The organism is Sodalis sp. RH16 (assembly GCF_047324245.1).
GTDB lineage: Bacteria > Pseudomonadota > Gammaproteobacteria > Enterobacterales > Enterobacteriaceae > Acerihabitans > Acerihabitans ligni.
In genome coordinates, this window is sequence record NZ_CP178737.1 from 3,097,703 (window position 1) to 3,117,812 (window position 20,110).

16 protein-coding genes are annotated in these 20,110 nt (G+C 57.2%); 12 read left to right on the plus strand and 4 right to left on the minus strand.

Annotated features, from left to right (window positions below; all coding sequences use genetic code 11):
* Positions 1-183 precede the first annotated feature (183 nt).
* The 6 genes from ACL2XJ_RS14245 to ppnP all read left to right on the plus strand — a co-directional run bounded on the left by ACL2XJ_RS14245 (position 184) and on the right by ppnP (position 5,837).
* Positions 184-1,392 carry an MFS transporter gene (locus tag ACL2XJ_RS14245; protein WP_203522422.1) on the plus strand — a complete coding sequence of 403 codons (1,209 nt, stop codon included), beginning with the start codon at positions 184-186 and terminating at the stop codon, positions 1,390-1,392.
* 209 nt (positions 1,393-1,601) lie between these two features.
* Positions 1,602-3,143 (plus strand): FAD-dependent oxidoreductase, encoded by a 1,542-nt coding sequence (locus ACL2XJ_RS14250; RefSeq protein WP_413723616.1) that lies wholly within the window; start codon positions 1,602-1,604, stop codon positions 3,141-3,143.
* A gap of 259 nt (positions 3,144-3,402) precedes the next feature.
* The gene (gene aroL / locus ACL2XJ_RS14255; RefSeq protein ID WP_413726895.1) at positions 3,403-3,933 is read left to right on the plus strand and encodes a shikimate kinase AroL; all 531 of its coding nucleotides are present in this window, start codon (positions 3,403-3,405) and stop codon (positions 3,931-3,933) included.
* 120 nt (positions 3,934-4,053) lie between these two features.
* On the plus strand, positions 4,054-4,245 hold the full coding sequence (locus ACL2XJ_RS14260; RefSeq protein WP_132922980.1) for a hypothetical protein: 192 nt from the start codon (positions 4,054-4,056) through the stop codon (positions 4,243-4,245).
* 424 nt (positions 4,246-4,669) lie between these two features.
* Positions 4,670-5,440, plus strand: a complete 771-nt coding sequence (locus ACL2XJ_RS14265; protein WP_203522420.1) for an IclR family transcriptional regulator — start codon at positions 4,670-4,672, stop codon at positions 5,438-5,440.
* 106 nt (positions 5,441-5,546) lie between these two features.
* Positions 5,547-5,837, plus strand: coding sequence for a pyrimidine/purine nucleoside phosphorylase (ppnP, locus tag ACL2XJ_RS14270; protein WP_132922978.1), 291 nt, complete (start codon positions 5,547-5,549; stop codon positions 5,835-5,837).
* 56 nt (positions 5,838-5,893) lie between these two features.
* Here the strand turns inward: ppnP and rdgC are convergent, their stop codons facing one another.
* The gene (rdgC, locus tag ACL2XJ_RS14275) at positions 5,894-6,805 is read right to left on the minus strand and encodes a recombination-associated protein RdgC (protein ID WP_413723617.1); all 912 of its coding nucleotides are present in this window, start codon (positions 6,803-6,805) and stop codon (positions 5,894-5,896) included.
* A 318-nt stretch (positions 6,806-7,123) separates the two neighbouring features.
* Here rdgC and ACL2XJ_RS14280 point away from each other — a divergent pair, with 318 nt between their 5' ends.
* Positions 7,124-8,155 (plus strand): CAP-Gly protein, encoded by a 1,032-nt coding sequence (locus tag ACL2XJ_RS14280; RefSeq protein WP_413723618.1) that lies wholly within the window; start codon positions 7,124-7,126, stop codon positions 8,153-8,155.
* Between the two features lie 13 nt (positions 8,156-8,168).
* Here the strand turns inward: ACL2XJ_RS14280 and ACL2XJ_RS14285 are convergent, their stop codons facing one another.
* Both ACL2XJ_RS14285 and sbcD read right to left on the minus strand, forming a co-directional pair.
* Positions 8,169-11,864 (minus strand): AAA family ATPase, encoded by a 3,696-nt coding sequence (locus ACL2XJ_RS14285; RefSeq protein WP_413723619.1) that lies wholly within the window; start codon positions 11,862-11,864, stop codon positions 8,169-8,171.
* The gene (sbcD, locus tag ACL2XJ_RS14290) at positions 11,861-13,093 is read right to left on the minus strand and encodes an exonuclease subunit SbcD (RefSeq protein ID WP_413723620.1); all 1,233 of its coding nucleotides are present in this window, start codon (positions 13,091-13,093) and stop codon (positions 11,861-11,863) included. The genes ACL2XJ_RS14285 and sbcD overlap by 4 nt, the downstream gene beginning before the upstream one ends.
* 269 nt (positions 13,094-13,362) lie before the next feature.
* Between sbcD and phoB the strand changes: the two genes are divergently transcribed.
* The 5 genes from phoB (at position 13,363) to proY (ending at position 19,375) form a co-directional block, all read left to right on the plus strand.
* The gene (gene phoB, locus ACL2XJ_RS14295) at positions 13,363-14,052 is read left to right on the plus strand and encodes a phosphate response regulator transcription factor PhoB (protein WP_132922973.1); all 690 of its coding nucleotides are present in this window, start codon (positions 13,363-13,365) and stop codon (positions 14,050-14,052) included.
* Between the two features lie 24 nt (positions 14,053-14,076).
* A complete protein-coding gene (phoR, locus tag ACL2XJ_RS14300; RefSeq protein ID WP_413723621.1) occupies positions 14,077-15,411 on the plus strand; it encodes a phosphate regulon sensor histidine kinase PhoR in 1,335 nt (444 codons plus the stop codon).
* The gene (locus ACL2XJ_RS14305) at positions 15,408-16,346 is read left to right on the plus strand and encodes a PstS family phosphate ABC transporter substrate-binding protein (protein ID WP_413723622.1); all 939 of its coding nucleotides are present in this window, start codon (positions 15,408-15,410) and stop codon (positions 16,344-16,346) included. The genes phoR and ACL2XJ_RS14305 overlap by 4 nt, the downstream gene beginning before the upstream one ends.
* 258 nt (positions 16,347-16,604) lie before the next feature.
* Entirely contained in the window at positions 16,605-17,924 is a 1,320-nt protein-coding gene (brnQ, locus tag ACL2XJ_RS14310; protein WP_132922970.1) for a branched-chain amino acid transport system II carrier protein, read from the plus strand.
* Positions 17,925-17,998: 74 nt separating this feature from the next.
* A complete protein-coding gene (gene proY, locus ACL2XJ_RS14315; protein ID WP_203522414.1) occupies positions 17,999-19,375 on the plus strand; it encodes a proline-specific permease ProY in 1,377 nt (458 codons plus the stop codon).
* A gap of 63 nt (positions 19,376-19,438) precedes the next feature.
* Here the strand turns inward: proY and ACL2XJ_RS14320 are convergent, their stop codons facing one another.
* Complete coding sequence (locus tag ACL2XJ_RS14320; protein ID WP_132922968.1) at positions 19,439-20,041, minus strand: peroxiredoxin C; 603 nt, start codon at positions 20,039-20,041, stop codon at positions 19,439-19,441.
* Positions 20,042-20,110 lie beyond the last annotated feature (69 nt).

Consider the following 20,110-nt stretch of genomic DNA (forward strand, 5'->3'; position numbering starts at 1 on the left):
GTGGCGCCATTAAGCCCGGATGAGGGCATCGAAATACCCTTCATCTTTCAAGTTGCAGCGGTGTTGGCTGCGCTCGTTTATCCCAGTTACTTGGTTATCTAAGCTCCTGGGGCTCACGAGCTTGCCGTCTTGCTGCAACTGGAAATCTCTTGGGTATAGATAGTGATTACTACGAGGCAGAACATGATGACTCAACAATCCAATCATATCCGGTGGCTGACCCTATGCGGCACTATCGTGACCCAGTTTGCCCTGGGATCGGTGTATACCTGGAGCCTGTTTAACGGTCCGCTGGCGGATAAGCTCCACCAGCCCGTCAGCCAGGTGGCCTTTTCTTTCGGCCTTCTGAGTCTGGCGCTGGCGGTGGCCTCGTCGGTGGCGGGTAAATTTCAGGACCGTTTCGGCGTGCGTAAGGTGACCATCGGCGCCGGCGTGTTGCTGGCGGCGGGGTTTTGGCTGACCGCCTACGCAACCAACCTGGCGATGCTGTGGTTATGCGCCGGCATCCTGGTGGGATTGGCTGACGGCATCGGTTATTTGATGACGTTATCCAATTGCGTCAAATGGTTCCCTGAACGTAAAGGCGTGATCTCCGCCTGCGCTATCGGCGCCTATGGCTTGGGAAGCCTGGGGTTCAAATACATCAACAGCCAGCTGCTCGCCCGTTACAGCCTGGAAGTGACGTTTGAACTGTGGGGACTGATAGCCATGCTGATGGTTATCGCCGGCGGTCTGGTGATGAAAGACGCACCGCGGCAGGAAACTCAAAAAGTGCAGGCTGCCCACGATTTTACGCTGGGACAATCTATCAAAGTGCCGCAATATTGGCTGCTGGCCCTGATGTTTTTGACCGCCTGCATGAGCGGTCTCTATGTTATCGGGGTGGCAAAGGACATTGGCGAAAGCCTGGTTCACTTATCGCCGGTATCGGCCGCCAATGCGGTAACCATTATCGCCATAGCCAATCTCGGCGGACGCCTGGTCTTGGGCGTGCTTTCCGACAAAATGCCGCGGATACGGGTTATCACGCTGGCGCAGGTGGTATCGTTGGCAGGGATGGCGGCGCTCACCTTCGCTCCTCTCGCCGAGGCATCGTTTTTTCTCTCCCTGGCCTGCGTTGCCTTTAGCTTTGGCGGCACCATCACCGTTTATCCTTCACTGGTAAGTGATTACTTCGGTCTCAACAACCTGACTAAAAACTACGGGGTGATTTATCTCGGTTTCGGCGTCGGCAGCATTATCGGTTCTATTGTCGCCTCGTTGTTGGGTGGGTTTATGGTGACCTTTCATTTGATTATGGTGTTATCGATAATCTCCCTGGTGGTCTCCTTGACGCTGCGTCGCCCCGGCGAAAAAGGCCGTTTGGCGCTGCGTCAGGCAATGAGTAAATAACCGCCTGCGTAAAATTTTTTATCAGCCCGCATCCCCGCGGGCTGGTGCGCCGCCGGGTTTATCCTACGCTTCGCACCGTTAATGCATCCTGTCGCGTTCTGAGTCCCCCACGCTTTCCACCCTTAAATTAGCTGCTAGGCTTAACGATAGTCCTCTAAAGAGTACGGTTTTATAAAAACGATGATTTTAGATACCTGAAGGAGCATATCGTGGCCTATCAAAAAGTGATGTCGTTATCCGCTTTGCCGGAGCTGGAACCCAAAAAAGTCAGCATGGACGAAACAGATATTCTGCTCATCAGGAAAGGCGATGAGGTTTTTGCCCTTGAGGCGACCTGTCCTCATTCCGGCGCCCCGCTGGAAAAAGGTGCCCTTTGTGAAGGGAAGCTGATATGTCCCTGGCATAAATCCGTATTTACCATCGAAGAGGGAGCTTTGTGCGAACCACCCTCTCTGCGTGCCCTGAAACGTTATCCGGTGAAGGTGGAGGAGGGGGCAATCTGGCTCGATCCCAAGGCCCTGCCGGGCGCCGCTGCCCTGGACAAGGTGGACGATACGCAGGCGATAGTGGTCCTGGGTTCAGGCGCAGGCGGCAGCGCCGCGCTGAAGGCGCTGCGCGAAAAGGGCTATAGCGGCCGGTTGATCGTTGTTGAGCGCGAAAAACAGGCACCCTATGACCGTACTGTGCTGTCTAAATTCGTGCCTCAGGGGGATATGTCCATTGATGAGGTTCCGTCGTTGCTCGACGATGATTTTTACAAAAAGCAAAAGGTCGAGCGCATTACCGGCAACGTGGAAGAGCTCGACGTAAAAAAACACCAGCTGCGGCTGGAAGACGGCACAGTCGTACCCTACCGGAAATTATTGCTGGCCACCGGCGGTATCCCGCAGCGGCCGGATCTGCCGGGCAAGGCGCTGCTGGGCATTGAGGTTCTACGCAGTTGGGAGCAGGCGGCCGCCATTATGGCCGTGGTTGAGCAAAAGCAGCGGCTGGTGATAATCGGCAATAATTTTATCGGTATGGAGGTGGCGGCGGCTTTCCGTAAACAGGATATCGATATTACGGTTATCGCCAAGCATGACCTGCCGTTTGAAAAACAGTTCGGCAAGGATCTGGCGAGCTTTTTCCGCCGGCGCCATGAGCAAAAGGGCGTAAAATTCATTGAAGGCGAACCGGCATCTTTCGACGGCGATCGCCATGTGTCGGCGGTGGTATTGAAAGACGGCCGCCGCATTGATGCCGATGTGGTGTTGCTGGCCACCGGAGTCATGCCCGCTACGGACTTTATCCATGAATTGCCGCTCAATAAAGACGGCAGTTTGACTGTGGATGAATCCATGTCGGCCGGGCACGATATTTTCGCCATCGGCGACATTGCCACCTTCCCGCTTAACGGACATCCCACGCGAATTGAGCACTGGCGCGTGGCGCAGCAGCATGGCCGCGTAGCCGCAGGCGTTATGGCGGGTCTGGATGAGAAATACGATTCGGTGCCTTTTTTCTGGACGCAGCATTACGGGGTGCGCTACGAATACCTGGGGCATGCGGAGAAATGGGATGATATCGACATCATCGGCTCGCCGGATAAAGACGATTTTGTGGCGCTGTTCGGCCTGAAAGACAAACTGATGGCCGTGGTGGGCACCGGCCGCATGCGTACAACCGGTACCTTGCTCATCAAGATGGGCGAGCCGCTGACCATGGACGATGCCCGCCGCATCGTTAAAGAGGTTAAGGAACCCAAAAGCTGATATTTGCCCGGGCCGTTACGCGCCCGGGACGCCATGACCATCATGCCAAACGCTGCGGATAAACCTGCTGTGTTTGGCTTTTTTTTTGCGCCATAGAGGACAACCCCACAAAAAGTATGTTATTTAATGCTTCTTACCGGCCGCATAATGCTCCGCTGGACTTCATCGGCGGTTGCTGCCAGTATTGCCGTCGGTTTTTTGCGGGTCGAACGGGACAAAGGTTCGATTATAGCTATTTGTGAAAAAGGATATGCAGTTGATTATACAGCCCATTTTTATGGTTGGTGCTAGGGGATGCGGCAAAACCACCGTTGGCCGGGCATTGGCGCAGGCGCTGGGATTTCAGTTCACCGATACCGACCTGATATTGCTGCAGTCCACCGGTCTGAGCGTGGCACAGATAGTGGAGCAGGAGGGCTGGGCGGGATTCAGGACCCGCGAAAGCGATATATTGCATGGGGTGGCAAGCGCCGACGGCCGTCAGGTGGTAGCCACCGGCGGGGGAATCATTTTATCAGAGGCCAACCGGCGGTTCATGCGCGCCACCGGCACCGTGTTTTATTTGCACGCCCCGGCGGACGTGCTGGCCCGGCGCCTGGAAGCCGTGCCTGAAGAGGATCAGCGTCCCAGTCTTACCGGCAGGCCCATCGCCGAAGAGATAGCGGAAATATTACTGGCCCGCGAGGCGCTGTATCAGGATGCTGCCCATCATGTGCTGGATGCCGGCCAGTCGCCGCAGGATGTGGTCTCGGCTGTTTTGCAGCGGCTTTGTCCCTGCGCCGCCGGCTGAAGGGGCGGCCGTTACGGCGCCATCCATGCAGCCGTTCCCGCGAACCTTTACCCGCCAGCAGAGTTTTCAAGAGTAGCCTATACTTATTTACCCGACCAAATCATAAATAAGGGAGTGATTATGGCGAGTAAACCACCGTATCCGCGTGAAGCGCATATAGTAAAGAAAGAAAAGGGATTGCCTGGTAAATCCAAAGAAGTCTATGAATTGCGGGCGGATCATCCAAGGCCCGATACGCTTATCAGCGAACATGATACCGAGCAGGAAGCGCTTGACGCTAAGGATCGGTATCAGGATGAAGATAAGTCCTGATATACCCGCCTTTTTGCAACTCGAATTATTTTGGGTATAAGCAGCAGGGCGGTAGGATTGTACGCTATCACTTACCGGCGGTTCAGGCTCTAGCGGCTGAACCGCCGGTTAATCATTTTTTACGTCATTTTCAATAGGCTTGTATTTGTATTACTTTTATTGAATTCAGGCCCGCAACTATTAGTAAATTGAATAATAATCTTATCTTTATCCGCGCGGAGCAATTCACTGAATTACCGATAGCCTTACGGCTATAACCGTAGATTGTCAGGAATAAGCTCGTTATTATCGCGCTTAAGGGATTAAACACGCTATTTTTAACTGAAGGTTTATTTTGTGGGAAAATATTATCTTGACGGAGAGCGGCTGACAATTTAAAGATTATTCAACCTGCTTTTAATAAAAATGAAAATGAAAAATAATCATGTCTACCTTGGAAAATGCATCAGCGGTATTAAAACTGTTTGCCCATGAAAGTTCGTCTTTACCACAACAGGGATTATCTTTCAGCGATGTGGCCAGCCGGCTGCCGTTGCCGAAAAGTACCTTGTCCAGATTATTGGTGGCCATGGAAGATCAGGGGTTATTGGTCCGTAATCCCGCCAACCGGCTTTATTCCGTGGGTGAATTGCTGCTGGCTGTAGGTGGCCGGCAGCGTGCAAAGCCATTAACGGATGTGGTTGCTCCCGCCCTGACTGCCCTGAGCGACGAACAGGGCTGCGCCGGCATGATTTGTCTGCTCGAAAAAGATTATGTCCGCATCGTATCGGTATTTAACGGTTGCCCCCACCGGCCGGCATCCTATAGCGCCGGGCACCGGTTACCGGCGGCGAACACCGCCGTCGGACGGGCTCTGCTGGCCGGTTATTCCGAGCGTGACGTTATCGATCGCCTGGTCCCGGGCGCGGCGGCGCATGCGTCTTTTTCGCAACACGGGTTAACCGGTTTATTACAGCGCCTTACCGTGGTGCGCCGGCAGGGTTGGTCTTATGCCCGTAATGAAACCCGGCCCGACCAGAGCGCGCTGGCGACGTCTCTGACGCATCCTCTGCGAAACGAACGCGTCGGGCTTTGCCTGACCTTTCCAAGCCTGAGCGACGGCAATGCGTTCCCGCAACATCTGTTAACGCGCCTTATATCCGTGACCCGGATGCTGGCGGAAAAAATTGGCGACCCAGGCTGGCGGCCTCGTTAATTTTTCTGCCTGGTTACCGGCATTTTTCAGCATTAGGACGTGACAAATCGATATTTCACCTTTTACTATGAATGACTTAAATTATGATCGATACAGGAAATGATCCATGCTGAATGTAAATGAGTATTTTGCCGGGAAAGTGAAGTCCATTGGTTTTGACTCCGCCAGCATTGGTCGCGCCAGCGTCGGCGTTATGGAAGCCGGAGAATATACTTTCACCACTGCACAGCCGGAAGAGATGACCGTGATCAACGGTGCGTTGAAAGTACTGATTCCCGGCGCGCACGATTGGCAGGTGTTTATGCCCGGCGAGATGTTTTTTGTACCGGCGAAGAGCGAGTTTTTCCTGCAGGTGGCCGAAGCCAGCGCCTATCTGTGCAAATACCTGAGTAAATAGTCAGAATATAGGCAAACCGAAACGGAAGGCCCCACAACCGGCCCTCTTCGTTTATTCTAACGCTGGGTTTCGCCGCCCAGCGCCGCTGTCAGCTGGCTGATGAGCTCGGATAGCTCGCCGGTCATCAGAATGAAATCCGCATCAAAGCGCTGCGCCACGTCCTCTCTGTCGATATCGTCGTTTTGCTCACGCAGCTGCTCGGAGAATTTAAGCCTTTTCAAGGTGGCGTCGTCCGCCAGTACGAACTGAACCCGCTCCAGCCAGTCCAGCGCCAGTTTTGTCACGACTTTTCCCGCCTCGATATGCGCGGCGATTTCGTCGCTGGCGAGGTCCTGTTTTTTACAGCGGATGATGCCGCCGTCTTCCAGCAGGGCTTTGAGTTCGGCCTCGTCCTGAATGGCGAAACCCGCCGGGGGTTCCGTGCCGCGGACCCACTGCGTCAGGGTCAGCTCGATGGGATTCTCCAGGGTAAGGGGCGCCACCGGCAGCGAACCGAGGGATTTGCGCAGCAATGCCAGGGTGTCTTCGGCTTTTTTGGCGCTGGCGGCATCGACAATCACCAGGCCTTTTCCCGTATCGATCCAAAGAAATGTCTGGCTGTAACGGCTGAAGGCGCGAGGCATCAAATTGAACAGCACTTCCTCTTTCAGGGCGTCTTTTTCCGCTTTACGCAGCTTGCGGCTCTGGTCTGCCTCCAGCTTTTCCACCTTGCCCTGCAACTCCTGTTTCACCACCGAAGAAGGCAGGATTTTTTCCTCTTTGCGCACGCAAAGCAGGATATGCCCGTTAACCCCATGGGTTAGCGCGGTGCTTTTGTCGCCCAGCGGTGAAACCCAGCCGGATTTCACCATATCCTGGCTGCCGCAGGGAGAAAACACCGAGCCCGCCAACTGTTTTTCCATGTCTTCCGCCGACAGCGCAAGATCGCGGGTCAAACGGTAAATCATCAGATTTTTAAACCAAAACATATTTTTTATATCCCTGGACTGGCGCGCCCGTCAGCGCGCGAGTTGTTCAAACGCAGGGCGCATGATAGCGCATAAGGACGTTAAAATCGGTAAAGATTTTTCCGGTTTTCGCCTACGATCGCCGGCGGTGGCGAAGAAAAAAAAGGACATAACCGTCGTTAAGTTAAAAGAGCGCCAGACTGGATTAGTTTCAAATAATAATTGAATTATCTAATTAATAATATCTCCCAGAATTGTGCATTCTTGAATTCACGCCAACATAAACTAACTTGATTGCGTAGCCTATTGCTACAAGGGAGAATATCGAGGAGAAAGTTTATGGAGTCGCATACTGTCATCGCCACAGCAAGAGTTACCTCCTGGGGTGCTATTATCGGTGGAGTTATTACCGTATTGGCAATATCCGTTCTGCTTTCGGTATTGGGAACGGCATTAGGGTTGAGCAGGGCGGAGCCCTATTCCGAGCAGCCGGCGCAGGGGGTCGGTAGCGCGGTAACGGTCTGGTCATTTATTTCAATACTCATTAGCCTGGCATGCGGCGGTTATGTCGCCGGTCGACTGGCCGGCGCGGCGGGAATAAGCCATGGCTTTCTGGTATGGGCCATGTCATTAATAATCGCAATTATCATTAGTAGCATTATTATAGGCGGAGCGCTACGGGCCGCCGGCAGTATTATCGGTTCCCTTGCCTCGGTCACCGGCGGCGCGTCATCAGGCATGGTTTCGTCTTTATCAGACAATAAAGGCCATTTGCAAGGCCTGTTAGAGAATACCCTAAAGCCCATGGGGATGAATGCCGGACTCCCGGCGGACCCGATGCCGAAAAAGGCAGTGAATGCTTTGCAAAACAGCAGTATAGAGTCGTTAAAGCCGGACTACCTGCCAAGACAGTTGTCGGCAGCCCGTGATGATATGCAAAGCGCCATGAACGCCATTTTAAAAAGCCCGGCCAGTTTCGACAGCGAGATGCATCAATTGTCCGTCAAACTCAAGCAGCGCGGGGACGGTATCACGGATGATATCAAGCGGGACGACATCCGCCAGGCGCTGGCGCGCGATACCTCGATGTCCCCCGATGAAGTTAACCAGGCCACCGACACGGTGATCCGCTACCAGCGGCAGGCGATCGCCGAGGTCAAGGCGCGTTTGGAGGATCTCCAGCAGAATATTGATGATGCCGTGGCGGAAATGCAGCAGTGGAAAGAGCAGGCCAGGGAGCAAGCCGATGCCGCCGCGAAAGCCATTGCCAAATCCGCAGTATGGTTGTTTATCGCGCTACTGATCGGCGCGGCGGTGGGCGCCTATTGCGGCCTCTGGGGCGCTAGAACCGCCCATCGCTACGCCTTTTGAAGGGATAAGCCGGCTAGCGGACCGCAAAACGGGCTTCCAGCCGGCTGACGCCCATGCCGTTGATTTTATTAACCTTGATCTGCACCGGAATCCGATCTTTCATGGCCTCCACGTGGCTGATAACGCCAATCATTTTACCGGTGGCGTTTAACGTATCCAGGGCATCAAGGGCGATATCCAGCGTCTCGGCGTCCAACGTGCCGAAACCCTCATCGAGAAACAGGGAATCAATGCGGATTTTGTGGCTCACCAGATCCGATAACGCCAGGGCCAGGGCCAGGCTGACCAGGAAACTCTCCCCGCCGGACAGCGTGCGGGTATCCCGTATCGCTTCCGCCTGCCAGGTATCCACGACTTCCAGTTCCAGCTCGGCGGCGGATTTACGCCGCAGCTGGTAACGATCCTGCAGGCGCGCCAGCTGCCGGTTCGCCAGATGAATCAAATGTTCAAGGGTGAGACCCTGGGCAAACTTGCGGAATTTGTCCCCCTCTTTGGAGCCTATCAGCTCGTTAAGGTAGCTCCAGTCCGCATAGGCCGCCTCGCTGTCGGCAATAGCCTGCAGCAGGTTGTGCTGATCGAGCCGGCGGCGTTCATGGCTGGACAATTGCTGCTGGATTTCACCCTGCCGCCGGGCTTTTTCCGCCAGCAGGGTTTTGACGGCGGCCAGACGCTGCTCCACGGCGGCGGGCTGTTGCTCCTCTCCCAGGTCGGCAGGACGTTCCGCCAGACTGTTTTTCAGCGCCTGTTCCGCCTGTTCATACCAGGCCGCGGCGTGCTGGCGCCGCTCCTTGAGCTGCTCTTCCATGTCCCGCAATTGATCCCTTTCCTGCGGGGGCAGCAGAGCCGATAGCAATTCGGCGACGGTGGCGAACGGGCTGCTGTCGAGAGCGCCTTGCAGCGCGGCCCCGGCCTGCTGCGTCTGCATGTCGAATTCCTGTAATTGACGCTGTTGCGCTTCGATACTGCCCGTTAATTGCAGCAGTTGTTCCCTGGCATGCTGCAGCCGTTGCTCCGCCTGCTGGCGCGCCTGTTCCGCCGTTTCTCCCAGAAGGCGCAGCTCATCTCCCAGCTGCGGCACGGTGGCATCCCCCACCCATAACCGCCGCTCATCCCGCGCCTGTTGCAAAGCGGTTCGGGTGTGTTCGGTCCGCTGTTCAAGCTCGGCCGATTGGCGCGCGAGTTCCTCCAGGCTGTCTTGGTGGTTGCGAATTTCATTAGCCTGCGCCGCCAAGGACACCTTCAGCTCCTGCTCCTGCTGCAAATGCCCGCACCACAGTTGCCACTCTTGCTGGCGCGCCGCCAGCCACTCCTCGACATTATTCTCTTCCGGCACGGTAAGCCCTAGGGGAGACAACGACGCGGCGACTTCCGTCGCCAACCGCCGGACCAGGGTTTGCTGCTCGGTCAGGCGCTGCGTGGCCTGCTGTAACGTCTGCGCGGTGGTGTGCTGCAACTGGTCGTTCAGCGCCAGCCGGGCCTCGGCCGATGCCACTTTCCCGTTGGCGTCGTTCATGGCGTCTCGCGCGGCCTGTAATTGACCCTCGGCCTGCCGCCGCGTCTCGAGCCGTTCCGCTAAAGCCTGCTCCCGCGCATCCTGTTTCGCCAGCCATTCCGCCACGTTCCCGTCGTCGGCGGGTGAGCGTTCCCTGCCCAGCGCGGCGGCGGCCAACGCCCACTGCTCATCGATGGCCGTCAGTTCCCTTTGCAGTTGCGCCTCGTCATCCGCCGCTTGATGCCGTTGGTTCAATAGCATGCCGCTGCGGGTATCCGTCGCCACCCGGTCGGCGGTTATCGCCGATACTTCCTGTTGCAGCCCCTGCAGCCTGAGCTCGGTTTGCGCCGGTTCCGGCAGTCGGTAATGATCGACAAAGGGGTGTTCAACGGCGCCGCACAGCGGGCAGGGCAGCCCGGATTGCAAATGTGCTCTTTGGCCTTCCAGCGCGACAATGCGCTGCTCAAGCTGATAGCGGGCGCTGACTTCATTCAATAACCGGGACTTTTCCTCCCACTGCTGTTGCCTGGTCCGGCTGCTTTGCGCCAGCGCATCGAGTTCCTGCTGCAATGCCGTCTGTCGCACGGCGGCGGCGGCGAGATCCCGCGTGAGCCGCCGGCGCTGGGGCAATAACGACGCGAGCACGGTGCGGGCAGGGCTGTGCCGGCGGCTTAGCTCCCATTCATCTTGCAGCGCGCCAAAGGGAGTGAGTGCTTCCCGCTGCTCCCGTTGGCGCTGCAGTTCGTTAAAGCGTTCGGTGAGGACAGCCGCCTGCCGGCGGCAGCTCTTGGCCTCGGCAAGGACCGATTGCCGTTCGGCCAGCAGCTCTTGCTGCTGTTGCAGGCAGCCATCGCGCTGCCGGCCCAACTGGTCCGCCTGCAGGCGTTCCCGCTGCCGGCGGGCGAAGAGTTCGCGCCACAGCGGCAACCCTTCTCCCCACTGGTGATAGTCCGGATGCTGCGTTAAATAGCTCTCGGCCTGCCGGAGCTGCTGTTCGGCCCGGGAAAGGGCGGTCTGTTGTTCCGCCAGCGCCGATTGCCTTTTTTGCCGCTGGGCGCTGAGCTCCCGGGCAGCCTGGCGCAGTTGCGCCGCCTGTTGTTCCAGTCCTGCGATATGCTGATCCAGGGGAATAATGCGCTCGTCCATAAGCTGCTGAAGCTGCCGCCGGTGCCGGAGATAATCCTGCCAGCCCTGGCGGGCGCGCTCGAAAGCCTCCTGCAAGGGCAGTAAAGCCTGCTGCGTACGTTGCTGCTCGGCGCGCTGCGCGGCGATGGACTCGTCCAGGTGTTGCTGCCTAAGCCGGCTGCGTTGCTGCTCTTCCAGCAGCGGACGCAGGGACTCCGCGGGTTCCCCCCGGGTCAGCCGGGACAGCTGCGGCTGCGCTTCGTCATAAGCCCGCGCCGAGGCCTGTTGCCTTTCACGGGCGGCGGACAAGGCCGCCGTAAGCTGCCCGTGCCTTGCCAGCCAGTCCAAATGACGCTGCAGCGCCTGCTGTTGGTGGTTTAGCCTTAGCTCCTCTTCCTTTAATCGCGCCAGCTCATCGTTTAGTTCCTGCAGTTGCGGTTCGGTGAGCAGCTCAATGGCGGCGGCACGGGCCTGCAAATTGTCCAGCTCTCCTTTGACCGCTTTATGGCGTTCGAATATGCCGGCGGAAATGCGACCGTAGATGTCGGTGCCGGTGAGCTCTTCCAAGAGTTCGGCGCGCTTTTTGGCGTCGGCATTGAGAAAGGCGGCGAAGTCCCCCTGCGCCAACAGCATGGATTTGGTGAAACGCCCGAAGTCCAGCCCGGTGATGTCGGTGACCAGCCGCAGCTTGTCGTTGATTTTATCCGCCAGGATACGGCCGTCGGCGATACGGCCGTCGGCGATGAGCGCCAGTTCGGTTCTCGGCGGCTGCAGGTTGCCCTGCGGGCTGTTTTTCGCCCGCCGCTGGCTCCAAAAGGCGCGGTAGCCGATACCTTTCACTTCGAACTCCACCTCCGCCAGCGCTTCGGCGGTGTGGCGGGTCATCAGCTCCTGGCCGGGATTGCCGCCCAGACGGGGAGTCTGGTGATAAAGCGCCAGACAAATGGCGTCCAGCAAGGTGGTTTTACCGGCGCCTGTGGGACCGGTAATGGCAAACAGGCTGGCGCCGTCGAAAGGGGCGGCGGTAAAATCGATTTTCCATTCCCCTTGCAGCGCATTGAGATTTTTCAGCCGCAGCGTCAGGATTTTCATCGGCTGGGCTCCTGTGCCGGACTTTCGTGCCGGATATCCGCCACCACCCGCTCATACAGCAGGCGGATGCGGCTGAGTTCCTCTTCATCCCGCACCAGCACCTGCGCCAGGCGGCGTTCGAACACCTCTTCCACGCTGAGTTCGGTCAGCGTTTCATGAGGCTCTTTTTCCAGCGCCTGGCGCCGCTGCTCGCGGTTGCGGCGCAACAGCAAAATGTCCACCGGCAGATCGGCGGCAATCTGCTGTATTTGCCGCTGGATATCATTAAGCCAGGCATCGGTCAGCACTTCGATATCCAGCCATACCCTCGTCTGGCCCCGGTAATCGCGAAAGGTGAGCAACTGCGCTTCAATTTCCGCCAGGGTGCCGCGAATCAGGCGCAGGGGCTGGACCTCCGGCACCGTCAACGGCGTCACCACCGCCGTCAGGTCCGGCTGGAAATCCACCATATTGACCTGTTTGGGCTGGCCGGCCTCGTCAAAGCTCAGGGGAATGGGGGAGCCGCAATACAGAATATTCGGCCGGCCGCCGACGCTCTGCGGCCGGTGAATATGACCGAGGGCGATGTAATCGGCGGGGGGAAATAACGGGACGGGAAAAGCATCCAGGCTGCCGATATAGATATCCCGTACCGAATCGCTGGTGCCGGCGCCCACGGCGGTCAAATGACCGGTGGCGACGATGGGCACCGGCGCGGTCAGGGTATCGCGCAACGCCACGGCCTGTTGATATAAATCCCGGTAATGTCCGGCGATGGCATCCATCAGGGAGCGCTGTTTGTCATCCCCCGACTCGCCGGCGCGGCTTACCAGCATATCCCTGGCCCGTAAAAAAGGGATGGCGCACAAAATCGCTCCCGGTTTTCCGCTACGCTCATCAAGCACGAAAACCTGCTGTTCGGCGTCGCCGCCGGCAATGACGCGGGTATTGAGGCAGGCCAGCAGTCCGCGTGATTCGTTGAGGGTGGCGACGGCGTCATGATTCCCCGCCAGCACAATCAGCCCGCAGCCGGTGGGCTGTAGCTCCACCACAAAACGGTTGAAGAGTTCCCGTGCATAGCTGGGGGGCGTGCCGGTATCGAATATATCGCCGGCCACCACCACCGCGTCCGCCTGATGCAGTTCAACCTGCGTCACCAGCCAGCGCAGGAAGGCCTGATGTTCATGGGCGCGATTCTTGGTGAAAAACGACTGACCCAAATGCCAGTCGGAGGTATGAATGATCCGCATGAGGCTCCGGAGAAAATCCCTGAATCAGGGCGAGAGTATATACCCAATAGCGTTCAGGTTGCAGCCAACTCAGCCGCAACCTGAACGCTATCGGGTATAACCCTTGCTTCGGCGGATACCGAAATAAAGGTGCGATTATATAATTTGCGGCGGAAAAACGGCGATCTCCTATCCTTGAAGCAGGCGGCGCCTATTTTAATAAATCTGTCATAAAAGTGACGCATAATGCCCGGGCACGATAACCGCAGAGAATAAACGGCAGGAAAATAATGGCAAAACGCATATTAGTCGTGGAAGATGAAGCACCCATCCGTGAAATGGTCTGCTTTGTTCTTGAACAAAATGGCTTCCAGCCTATTGAGGCGGAAGATTACGGCAGTGCGGTGAGTCGTATGGCGGAGCCTTATCCGGATCTGGTCCTGCTCGACTGGATGTTGCCCGGCGGTTCGGGTATACAGTTTATCAAACTGATGAAGCGCGAAGTATTGACGCGCGATATTCCTGTCATGATGCTGACGGCGCGCGGCGAGGAGGAAGACCGGGTGCGGGGACTGGAAGTGGGGGCGGATGATTATATTACCAAGCCCTTCTCTCCCAAGGAACTGCTGGCGCGGATCAAAGCGGTAATGCGGCGTATCTCGCCGATGGCGGTGGAAGATAAAATCGAAGTGCAGGGCTTGAGCCTGGACCCCTCTTCGCACCGGGTAACATCCAATGAGCTGGCGTTGGATATGGGGCCTACCGAATTTAAACTGCTGCACTTTTTCATGACCCATCCCGAACGGGTCTATAGTCGCGAACAGTTGCTCAACCATGTATGGGGTACCAATGTTTACGTGGAAGATCGTACGGTGGACGTGCACATTCGTCGTTTACGCAAGGCGCTGGAAACAGGCGGGCACGATCGGATGGTACAGACGGTACGGGGAACCGGCTATCGTTTCTCGGCCCGCTATTGAATCTGTCTCAAGGGAGAACGGCCGGTGCTAGAACGTTTATCCTGGAGCAAACTGCTGCTTGAACTGGGGCTTTTTTGCCTGCCCGCCCTGCTGTTGTCGTTACTTATCGGGCATTTGCCCTGGCTGCTGGCGGCGGCGCTGTTGGCGGCGCTGCTGCGTAACTATTATTATCAGCTCCGGCTGTCCTGGTGGCTGTGGGTAGACCTGAGCCGGACCCCGCCGGTGGGCCGCGGCAGTTGGGAACCGCTGTTCTACGGCCTGCATCAGATGCAACTGCGCCATCGCCGCCGCCGCCGCGATTTGGCAACGCTGTTCAAGCGATTTCGCAGCGGCGCGGAAACCCTGCCGGATGCGCTGGTGATGCTGACCGGCGACGGCCATATATTTTGGTGCAATGGCTTGGCGCAGCAGTTGCTGGGCTTTCGCTGGCCGGAAGACAACGGCCAGCATATCCTCAATTTGCTGCGTTACCCCGAGTTTAATGAATACCTGCAAAATCAATCCTTCCAGCGGCCCCTTACGCTACACATCAACAACCAGCGCTATGTGGAGTTCCGGGTGATGCCTTACACCGACGATCAGTTGTTAATGGTGGCGCGGGACATTACCCAGATGCGACAGCTGGAAGGGGCGCGGCGCAACTTTTTTGCCAATGCCAGCCATGAGCTGCGTACGCCGCTGACGGTCCTGCAGGGTTATCTGGAGATGATGAACGATCAGGAGATGGACCCGGCGATTCGCGCCAAGGCAATCCATACCATGCAGGATCAAACGCAGCGCATGGAGCGCCTGGTTAAACAACTGCTGGTGCTTTCCCGCATCGAAGCCGCTCCCCACAACGAAGTCAACGAGAATATCGACGTTCCTTCCATCCTCAAGCGGCTGCAGCAAAGCGCGGAGGGGCTGAGCCAGGAGCGCCACGACATTGTGTTTCGCGTTAATGAGCATCTGCGGGTGCGCGGTAACGAAGAGCAGTTGCGCAGCGCCATGTCGAATCTGATTTACAACGCGGTGATCCACACGCCGCCGGGCACCCGTATCGAGGTCTGCTGGCAGCGTACCTCCGCCGGCGCGGAATTCCAGGTGAGCGACAATGGCCCGGGTATCGCGCCGGAGCATATCCCCCGACTGACCGAGCGTTTTTACCGGGTGGATAAAGCCCGGTCACGGCAAACCGGCGGCAGCGGCCTCGGGCTTGCCATTGTGAAACACGCCCTCAGCAATCATGACGCGCGCCTGGATATCATCAGCGAACCGGGCGCCGGTACCCGATTTTATTTCACCTTGCCGAACCGGTTGATAGTTGCCCCGTCCCTGAAGGAAAATAACCTCACCTTTAAGCCGCCCGTCGAGCTTTGATGAAAATCGTCCGTCCCATCGTCTGCTGTCTGCTCATATTACTGGCCTGGCCGGCCTCCTCCCGGGCGGTAACGGTATTGTCGGGCAGCCTGACCAGTACCGGTTCCGATACCCTGGCCAATTTGCTGACCGGCTGGGGAATGGATTTTAATCGCCGTTTTCCCGAGGTGGGGGTGCAGATCCAGGCCTCGGGCTCGGCAACGGCGGCGGCGGCGCTGACCGCCGGCACCACTCAGCTCGGGCCGATGAGTCGCCCCATGACCGAGCCGGAAGTTGACGCATTTCGCCGGCATTACGGTTACCCTCCGTCGGCGGTTCCGGTGGCGCTGGATGCGGTGGTGATTCTGGTGAATGAGGATAATCCCCTGCAATCCCTGCCGTTGAGCCAATTGGACGGCATCTTTTCCATTACCCATAGCTGCGGTCCCTCGCCGGCCTTGAAACGCTGGGGGGACCTGGGGCTGAAAGGGCATTTGGCCGGGCAGACCCTGCTGCGCTACGGTCGCAATTCGGCGTCCGGCACCTACGGCTATTTCCGTCAGCGCGTACTGTGCGGCGGCGATCTGCTGACGTCGGTGAACGAACTGCCCGGCTCGGTATCCGTGGCCCAGGCGGTGGCGGGTTCAGTCAACGCCATCGGTTACGCCGGTATGGGTTTTCACGCCAGCGGCGTCAAAATCCTGGCGTTGACCGACGGGCAGGGGAAAACGGTTCAGCCGGATGATGCCACCCTGCTCAACGGTGAATATCCCCTGGTGCGGTATCTTTATATCTATGTGAATAAAGCGCCGGATCGGCCGCTGGAGCCCATCACAGCGGCATTTTTTGATCAAATCCTTTCCCCCGGCGGACAGCTGCGCGCTCGCCAGAACGGCTACCGACCGCTGCCGGAGGCCGTCAGGCTGCAGGCACGCCGCAATATCGGACTCGAATAGGCCGGCAGGCTTCGCCGCAGCCATTGACGTCTGTGTATCATTTTATCTTATTGTTATATGTGATCTTATTCAGCAAGTATATATGGAGTATTTAAGGTTTTAAGAAATTATTCACTGCATTAACGGTGTTTATTAGGCTAATTGTTCCGCATTAATCCTACACTCTTGTTTTGCGCCCCTTTATCAGTTTAAAGTGCGCCGGTTCCAATCCATAGGTTTTTCTTATTTATTACCTAAAAACAGGCACGACAAGATTTCATGAGTCAGCGTTTAACTTATAGAGACATTCTGGCACTCGGCTTTATGACCTTTGCGTTATTCGTCGGCGCCGGCAATATCATTTTTCCCCCCATGGTGGGATTGCAATCCGGCCCTCATGTCTGGTGGGCGGCAGCGGGCTTTTTGATTACCGCGGTGGGACTGCCGGTGTTGACCGTTATCGCGCTGGCGAGGGTGGGGGGCGGCATCGACGCCCTCAGTTCTCCCCTCGGCCGCAAAGCCGGCTTGGTGCTGGCGGTGGTCTGCTATCTGGCGGTGGGTCCGCTGTTCGCCATTCCCCGCACCGCCACGGTCTCCTTTGAAGTGGGCATGGCGCCTTTTACCGGCCAGGGCGGCGGGCCGCTGTTGTGCTATAGCCTGATCTATTTTGTCCTGGTCATCGGCATTTCCCTTTATCCGGGCCGCCTGCTGGATACGGTGGGCCACGTCCTGGCGCCGCTGAAAATAGTGGCTTTAGGCATCCTGGGCGCCGCCGCGCTGCTCTGGCCGGCAGGGAGTCCGATCCCGGCCAGCGAAATCTATAACCAGATGCCGTTCTCAACCGGCTTTGTGAATGGCTATCTCACCATGGATACCTTGGGCGCCATGGTGTTCGGCATTGTCATCGTCAACGCGGCGCGGTCCCGCGGCGTGGATAATCCGCGCCTGCTGACCCGTTATACCGTTTATGCCGGTCTGATTGCCGGCATCGGTTTAACGGCGGTCTATATCACCCTGTTCAAGCTGGGATCGGGCAGCGGCGTGCTGGTGCCCTCGGCGCAAAACGGCGCCGAGATCCTGCATGCGTATGTGCAATACCGGTTCGGCAACGGCGGCAGCGGCTTCCTGGCCGTCTTGATTTTTATTGCCTGCATGGTCACCGCGGTTGGGCTGACCTGCGCCTGCGCCGAGTTTTTCAGCGGGCATTTGCCCCTGTCCTACCGGACGCTGGTGGTGGTGCTGGGGCTGTTTTCCATGTTGGTTTCCAATCTCGGGCTCAGCCATCTGATTCAATTCTCCATACCGGTGCTGACCGCCATTTATCCGCCGTGCATCGTACTGGTTTTACTGAGTTTTACCCTGCGCTGGTGGCGCAGCAGCACGCTTATCATCGCCCCGGCGATGCTGGTCAGCCTGATGTTCGGCTGTGTCGATGCCCTCAAGATGTCGTCGTTCCATGATGCGCTTCCCGCCTGGACAGGCCATTTGCCGCTGTCGGCGCAGGGTCTGGCCTGGCTTTTGCCGACCCTGGCGGTGGGTATCATGGTGGCTGTCTATGATAAATTCCGTCTACGGCATGAAGTAACCGCTCACTTATAAAATTCAAACAACGCTGTTGGCCACGGAGAATGCTTCGTGGTTTTTGTCATTTGCCAAAACAGAGTATCAGGGATATGCAACAACCACCCGTAACGTTAAAACGCGGTCTCACCACCCGTCATATTCGCTTTATGGCCTTGGGTTCCGCTATCGGCACCGGGCTGTTCTACGGCTCCGCCGACGCGATCCAAATGGCCGGTCCCAGCGTCTTGCTGGCCTACCTGATCGGCGGCATCGTGGCGTATATCATCATGCGCGCCCTGGGAGAGATGTCGGTCCACAACCCCAGCGCCGGATCGTTTTCCCGTTATGCCCAGGATAATCTCGGTCCGCTGGCGGGTTATATCACCGGCTGGACCTACTGCTTCGAGATCTTGATTGTCGCCATCGCCGACGTTACCGCCTTCGGTATCTATATGAGCGTGTGGTTTCCGACGGTGCCGCATTGGGTCTGGGTGCTTGGCGTGGTCTTGTTTATCGGCGCCATCAATCTGCTGAACGTCAAGGCTTTTGGCGAGATGGAATTCTGGTTCTCCTTTTTCAAGGTGGCCACCATCATCGCCATGATCCTGGCCGGCGTGGGCATTATCGTCTGGGGTTTCGGCAATGGCGGTCAGCCCACCGGCATTCATAACCTCTGGACTCACGGCGGCTTTTTCAGCCATGGCTTCCTGGGCATGATTTTGTCGCTGCAGATGGTGATGTTCGCCTACGGCGGCATCGAGATCATCGGTATCACCGCCGGCGAAGCCAGCGAGCCGGAAAAGTCCATTCCCAAGGCGATTAATTCCGTGCCCTGGCGGATCCTGGTGTTCTATGTGGGTACCCTGCTGGTAATCATGTCGATTTTCCCCTGGAACGAGGTAGGCACCGCGGGCAGCCCGTTTGTGCTGACCTTCCAGAAGCTGGGCATCCCCACCGCCGCCGGCATACTGAATTTTGTTGTGATCACCGCTTCGCTGTCGGCGATCAACAGCGATGTCTTCGGGGTGGGCCGGATGCTGCACGGCATGGCCGGCCAGGGTTATGCGCCGAAAATGTTCGCCCGGGTGTCCCGCCAGGGTATCCCCTGGATAACGGTGCTGGTGATGATGTTCGCCCTGCTTATTGCCGTTTATCTTAACTACATCATGCCGGAAAACATCTTTCTGGTGATTGCCTCCCTGGCCACCTTCGCCACGGTGTGGGTGTGGATTATGATCCTATGCTCGCAGATGGCCTTTCGCCGCCGGCTGGGACCGCAGCAGGTCAAAGCGCTGGCGTTTCCCATGCCCGGCGGAGTGCTGACTTCGGCGGCGGGGGTGGCCTTCCTGCTGTTTATCATCGGGCTTATCGGTTATTTTCCCACCACGCGTATTTCTCTCTACGCCGGCGGTATTTGGGTGGTATTGCTGCTGTTGGGCTACGGTTTTACCCGCCGGCGGCCGGGCGACGCCGCCAGCATTAGCTGAAAAAGAAAACCCGCCGGTAGCGGCGGGTTTATTCAAATATACTACTCAATAAGTGTCCGTTTCTTACAGCTTATCGATGTTCTCAGACAGGTATTTGGCCACGCCCAGGGGTGAAGCGTCCATGCCTTCCTGACCCTTTTCCCACTGTGCCGGGCACACTTCGCCGTGCTCTTCATGGAACTGCAGCGCGTCAACCATACGAATCATTTCATCGATGTTGCGGCCCAGCGGCAGGTCGTTAACCACCTGATGGCGGACAACGCCTGCTTTGTCGATCAGGAACGAACCGCGCAGCGCCACGCCGGCTTCCGGATGTTCAATACCGTAAGCCTTGATGATTTCATGTTTGATGTCGGCAACCAGCGGATATTTAACCTGGCCGATGCCGCCTTTATCCACCGGCGTGTTGCGCCAGGCGTTATGTACAAACTCTGAATCAAAGGATACGCCGACGATTTCAACGCCGCGATTTTGGAATTCAGCGAAACGTTTATCAAAGGCAATCAGTTCTGACGGACACACGAAGGTGAAGTCCATCGGCCAAAAGAAGATAACGGCGGGTTTACCCTTGATAAAACTATGCAGATTGAAGTTATCAACGATTTCTCCGTTGCCCAAAACCGCTGCAGCGGTAAAATCGGGTGCTTGACGAGTGACCAGGACCATGTGTACTCCTGTAAAATACGGTTAGGTTGGTTGACAGGGAAGATGTAAAACGAGAGTCAGTATAGGTTG